Source organism: Micromonospora sp. NPDC050695 (assembly GCF_040654415.1).
In the GTDB taxonomy this organism is placed as follows: Bacteria; Actinomycetota; Actinomycetes; order Mycobacteriales; family Micromonosporaceae; genus Micromonospora.
In genome coordinates, this window is sequence record NZ_JBFAHZ010000108.1 from 1 (window position 1) to 4,810 (window position 4,810).

Sequence of the window (4,810 nt, forward strand, 5' to 3'; positions counted from 1 at the left end):
CCGCCAATCAACGATGATGCTTCCACGAGCGCGGTCCTTCACTTGTGATCATCCGGCCTAGACACCTGAATGATCACCAGAAGACCGCGCTCTTCTACGTACCGGCCTGAACCGGCGTGACTACCCCAAAGGCCATTAAAGGGTCAAAGCTCGATCTTGCGAACGCCCTGCTCCGAACCCCTCCAACCCACGCGGGCAGGGATTTCGGATGGGTGCACCTATCAGGAGTTCCGCTCCGCGGCAGGGCGCAGCGGTTCCACAGAGTCCAAGAGCGAGATCCTTCCCCCGTTTCGCTTCTCTCACCGATCCGGGCGATTTTCACCGGCCCCGATCGGCGCTGGGTCAACGTTAACCGTCGATTAGTTCGATCAGCAAGACTCCGACCGTCAGCACCGCTTAATGATGGGGTGGAGCAACACTTAACTCGCTGGCCGGTTCAAACACAGCGTTAGGTCGCCGCGAACGGAGGTCGGGTGAAAAGGACCAACCGGGAGCGGGTTGCGCGAACGTGTGCGCCTTGGGCGACCTCGGAGAACCCGGATCGACCCGCACCGTCGTACGTGGACCAGCGGACCTGGCGTGCCGTACGCAGTCGATCACCGAGCGTGATCCGCTGGTGAGGTGGTGTCAGTCGTGAACTTCGGTCAGTAGCTTGTCGCTCGCGTCGGTTCTGAAGTACAGCACCAGCCGGCCGCTGCGTGACGCGCCTACGAGTCCGGCCGATCGCAGCAGGCCGAGGTGTTGCGAGACGGCTCCCGGTGTCAGTCCGGTGCGGTAGGCCAGCTCTGTGGTGGAGGCTGGTGCGTCCAGTTCCAGCAACAGTCGGGTGCGGGAGCGCCCGATCACCCGTTCCAGCGCTGGGGCGGTCGCGGTGGTCTGCTTTCCCCACAGTGTCGCCACGCCGCGCGCGGGGTAGGTCAGCGTCGGCTGCCAGGGCGGCATGGTGCTGGAGAAGACAGTCGGCCAGACGAACGCCGACGGGACGAGCAGCAGGCCCTCGCCGTCCAGTTGGCGGTGACCGGCGAAGCGTGGATGGACGATGGTGAGCCGGTCGTCGTGCCAGCTCACGGATGGCGCCAGGTCGGTGAAGAGGCTCGTGGGACCGCCGTCGGCCAGGCGGCGGGCGCGGTGGACGACGTCGGCTTCCAGCAGGCTGCGCAGCCGGGGCCAGTACTCGCTGACGGCCAGTTGCCAGTAGTCGTTCATTTGCCGGGCGAGGCGATCCAGCCCCGTGGCGGGGTCGGTCCACAAGGCGTGCAGTTCGGCATCGTCCCTGCGCGCCCGCGCGTCGTCGCGCCCGGGGGGGGGGCGTTCCGCCGCGCCGGGTCCCGCAGTGTCGTCAACCGGTCCAGGTCCGTGCGCACCTGCTGCGGTGCGGTGCGGCGGAGATCTGCGAGCTCGGTCTGCAGATCCGGTACCGGCGTCGTCGGGGGTGGTGTGACGAAGTCGGGGATGTACCAGCTCGGCACTGGCACCAGGGCGAACAGTAGGTCGAAGGCGCCCGCTGCCGCGGCCACCCGGGGTGCCACCTGTTTGACCCACGGAACGTGCAGGGCGTGCGCCGCTGGATCCTTGAGCACGCGGACGCTGGCGACGATCTCCTGCATCGGCGAGAACGCGAACCGCATCACCGCGAGGTCGTACGCCGAGAACCCGATGGTGAGCATCGCCCTCCTGGAATTTAGCCTGGTCTAAATCTATCGAGCTGACGGTCCTGTCGCAGCATGCTCTCGGCATGGCGAATCGAGACTTCGAACTGCTCTTCGCAAGTACGGCGGTGAGTCGGCTCGGCAGCGAGATCAGCTACATCGCCTTCCCTCTGGCGGCGATCGTGGCCCTGCAGGCCGGCCCGGAACAGGTGGGCCTGCTCAACGCCGCCACCACGGCGGCGTTCCTGCTGATCGGCCTGCCCGCCGGGGTGTGGGTCGACCGGATGCGCCGACGGCCCGTCCTGCTCGCCGCCGACCTCGTCCGGTTCCTGCTGCTGGCCTGGGTACCGCTGGCGTGGTGGTGGGGGATCCTCACGATGACCCAACTCTTCGTCGTCGCCTTCCTGGTTGGCGCGGGCCGGGTCTTCTCGGACGTGGCGGCGCAGAGCTATCTGCCGACGGTCGTGGGACGCGAGCACCTGGTGGCCGGTAACGCCCGCCTCGCCGGCACCGAGGCGGTCTCCCGGATCGTCGGTCGAGGGGCCGGCGGCGCCCTCGTGCAGGCACTGACCGCGCCGGTGGCCATCGCCGTCGACGCGGTCACTTACCTGTGGTCGTTTCTCTGCCTGTGCCTGATCCGCCGCCAGGAGCCGGCACCTGCCGTACCCGACGGGCCCCGGCATTTGTGGCGGGAGATCGGTGAGGGCCTGCGTTACGTCGCCGGACAGCCCGCCCTGCGTGCCGTCGCCGCATCAGGTGCGCTGGTGAACCTGGCCTCCACGGTCATCGTCGTCATCGTTCCGCTGCTGATCGTCCGGGAACTGCGGTTGCCGGAGGGACTGGTCGGCGTCTTCTTCGCCGTGGGCGGGGTGGGCGCGGTCCTGGGCACGATGGCCGCCCGGCGACTCGCGCTGCGCTTCGGCTACGGGCGGACCCTCATCGTCGCCGCGACGACCGTGGCACCCGTCTACCTGCTGCTGCCCTTCGCCGATCGGGGAGTCTGGCTGTGGGCCGCCGCCGTGGCCTACCTGTTGATGATGGCGAAGGCGTCGATCGACAACGTACTGCTGGTCAGCTTCCGGCAGACCATCACCCCGGACCGGATGCTGGGCCGGATGAACGCCACCATGCGTTTCGTGCTCTCCGGGGCACTGCCGATCGGCTCGGTGCTCGCCGGTCTCGTTGGAGAGCACGTGTCGCTGCGCGCCGCGCTCTGGTGCGGCACCGTCGGCATGGCCGTCGCCTGGGTTCCGATCTTTCTATCGCCACTGCGCACGATGGTGCTGCTGCCGACCGGCCCGGCAGAGCCCGCGCCGGTTGCTGCCGCGCCACGGTGAAGCGGCCCCGCATGGGCCGCTTCAACCAGGTGATCGCGGCCGGAGACCGCCGTCCGACCCTGCCGAGCAGATGAGTCCCGAGCCCGCTTATCGTCGCTGGTCTTCGACAAGCGAGCACAGCAACGCGCGTTGCGACCCACTAACACGAAGACAAAATAGGAACCGGCAGGTAGTCAGCCTCCGGGTACAGATAGAGCGTCGTCTTAGGAAACCGATGCTCTATCCCCTGAGCTACGGGGGCGCGAGGGCCTAGTCTAGCGACCTGGGGGTTCACCTGGGGTGGCAGGGAGTGGCCGACGTTCACCCACGTTCCCCGGACCGCCGTTGTCCCAGCCCAGGACCACACCCCGAGCACACGAACCCCGGTTTGCGACCGGTGGTCGGCCGCGGTGACCCGCGTTGGCACCGATTCACCCGAATTGGCATCCGCTGGAGAGCACACACCGCGCACATCATCGAAGATCATGTGCGGCTGTCCGCTCCCCCGGCTGGGCGCCGCCTCCCACGGGGGATCCGGCCAGGTCGCCATCAGCCACGCGGTGGCTGGTCGTCGTTGTCGCGGGCCAGGTCCGTCGGGTTGTCGAGGAAGACGACGTCGACGTCGCGCACGGACGACGGGTCGAAGCCGCGTCGTTCGTCAGCGGGTCACCCGCGCTCGGCTGGCTCATGGGGTGATGAGGTCGTCTATGCCGTAGTGGCTCCACCAGGTAGGCCGATGTCTGCGGAGTTCGCCTGCGGTGCGGGTCAGCAGGAGCCAGTTTCCGTTCTGGACCAGCGCCGCGTCCTCCTGCCGGGCGGCCAACACACGTGCGACGGCCTTCATCATGTTCGGGATCCCCTTGTCGACCAGGTCGTCTGCCCGCATGGAGAAGTCGATGTCGACGTACGTCTCCGGCTCCCACTCCCAGCGGGCACCGTCGTCGGCCTCGGCATCGAAATAACCCTGGCTCCCTGAGGAGACGGTCAGCGCGTACCCGCGGGTGTCGTAGAGCCGAGCACTGAACAGCCGCGGGTTGGTGCCGCTCGGCCTAGGCTTCTCGGCGGGTTCGGCTGCCACGAGATCAGCCACGTGGTCCAGGGGCAGGTCACCCGCCAGGGTCAACCTGAACTCGACAGCCATCTCTGCGCCTCTCCTCAGTCTCGACGGACGATCTGCACGATCGCGCCACTCGGCGTTACCGCGACGAGTTCTTTCAGCCTCTCGACGGGCCAGGTGTCGAACTGTGTCCGCAGGGCCGCGAGGTCTCCGTGCCAGTCGTGCAGGTTCAGCACCACGCGTTGGGTCTGCTCCTTGTCGACCTTGGCGCGGACCTCGCTCCAGACGCCCCGTACCGGCTTGCCGAGAGTGGGCGAATAGCAGTCGAACACGTGACCTTCGATCAGGTAATCCGGGTCTTTGTTCGGGTTGCCGGAGTCGCCGGTGCGAAGCCGGGCGTCGGCGATCTCCTGCCTGGTGGGGTTCTGGTGGACCCGGTAGCTCTTGCTGGCGACTATATCGGCGCATTCGTTCTCGAGTTCCAACGGACGTCGCCCTTCGTCGTCCAACCGGGGTGGAATTCTGGTTCTCGGACCGGTCGGCGTCCCGCCCGAGACACCGGTTGGCTGTCTGGTCCAGGGCGTGCCGTAGCCGTGTTCAGCGGATGTGGCGTCGCCGGCGGCATGAGGTGTCGACGGCGGGTCGCCGTGCTCGGAAGGGGTAGGGCTGGCCGGTAGGTGACGGCCAGCCCCTGTCAGTTTCCGTGCGACACGAGGTCGCGCGGCGCAAGTGGATACACCGTGTGATGGATCGGAGGTTGTTGTCGATGGTGTGATTCCGGGCCAGTG

Annotated in this window: 5 protein-coding genes; 1 reads left to right on the plus strand and 4 read right to left on the minus strand. The window is 67.4% G+C overall.

The genetic code is table 11. The annotated features are described in order from the left end of the window. Positions 1 to 627 precede the first annotated feature (627 nt). Positions 628 to 1,251, minus strand: a complete 624-nt coding sequence (locus AB0H52_RS31425; protein WP_357951906.1) for a DUF5937 family protein — start codon at positions 1,249 to 1,251, stop codon at positions 628 to 630. Beyond that, entirely contained in the window at positions 1,203 to 1,667 is a 465-nt protein-coding gene (locus AB0H52_RS31430) for a hypothetical protein (RefSeq protein WP_357951907.1), read from the minus strand. The genes AB0H52_RS31425 and AB0H52_RS31430 overlap by 49 nt, the downstream gene beginning before the upstream one ends. A gap of 68 nt (positions 1,668 to 1,735) precedes the next feature. On the opposite strand from AB0H52_RS31430, the gene AB0H52_RS31435 reads away from it, so the two are divergent. Then, positions 1,736 to 2,986 carry an MFS transporter gene (locus AB0H52_RS31435; protein ID WP_151493137.1) on the plus strand — a complete coding sequence of 417 codons (1,251 nt, stop codon included), beginning with the start codon at positions 1,736 to 1,738 and terminating at the stop codon, positions 2,984 to 2,986. Between the two features lie 664 nt (positions 2,987 to 3,650). On the opposite strand, the gene AB0H52_RS31440 is transcribed toward AB0H52_RS31435, so the two are convergent. Continuing rightward, positions 3,651 to 4,106 (minus strand): SitI3 family protein, encoded by a 456-nt coding sequence (locus AB0H52_RS31440; RefSeq protein WP_151493136.1) that lies wholly within the window; start codon positions 4,104 to 4,106, stop codon positions 3,651 to 3,653. A 14-nt stretch (positions 4,107 to 4,120) separates the two neighbouring features. After that, positions 4,121 to 4,531: a hypothetical protein gene (locus AB0H52_RS31445; RefSeq protein WP_088986537.1), complete on the minus strand. Its 411-nt coding sequence runs from the start codon at positions 4,529 to 4,531 to the stop codon at positions 4,121 to 4,123. Between the last annotated feature and the right edge of the window lie 279 nt (positions 4,532 to 4,810).